Source organism: Shewanella sp. SR44-3, from assembly GCF_014163735.1.
Classification (GTDB): domain Bacteria; phylum Pseudomonadota; class Gammaproteobacteria; order Enterobacterales; family Shewanellaceae; genus Shewanella.
In genome coordinates this window covers 1-451 of the sequence record NZ_JACJDV010000114.1, presented here as the reverse complement: position 1 = coordinate 451, position 451 = coordinate 1, and the positions used below count along the sequence as shown (strand labels likewise).

Here is a 451-nt window from a genome sequence, read left to right as displayed (position 1 = left end):
GTTAAAGATAAAAGTGCGGATGATAAATACACGACAAGACAAGCAGTCAGTGTGCCTATACTGGACAAGCTAAAAGCATGGCTTGAGCAAAACCAACCGAATTTAGTGGGTAATACCAAACTGATTGAGGCGGCTAATTACCTGGCAAATCAATGGCACAAACTCATTCGTTATGTTGATGATGGCAGACTGAGTATTGATAACAATCGTGCAGAGCGAGCAGTAAAACCGTTTGTGATAGGCCGCAAAAATTGGTTATTCAGTCAGACAGCTAATGGGGCTCATGCCAGTGCCACGCTTTACAGTATTGTCGAAACCGCAAAGGTCAATGGCTTAGTCCCATTTGATTACATCATGGCTTGCCTTAATGAACTGTGCCAACCAGCACCGGATATAGACAGCCTGTTACCATGGAATTTTAAAAGATAGGTGTAGTTGCCCAGACGCTTAC

At 43.5% G+C, this 451-nt stretch carries 1 protein-coding gene; it reads left to right on the top strand.

Annotated elements, in window-relative coordinates; genetic code table 11:
- Nucleotides 1-429 (top strand): transposase (locus H5073_RS18645; protein WP_182680936.1); only part of this gene is annotated, 429 nt, incomplete at its 5' end.
- Nucleotides 430-451: the final 22 nt, after the last annotated feature.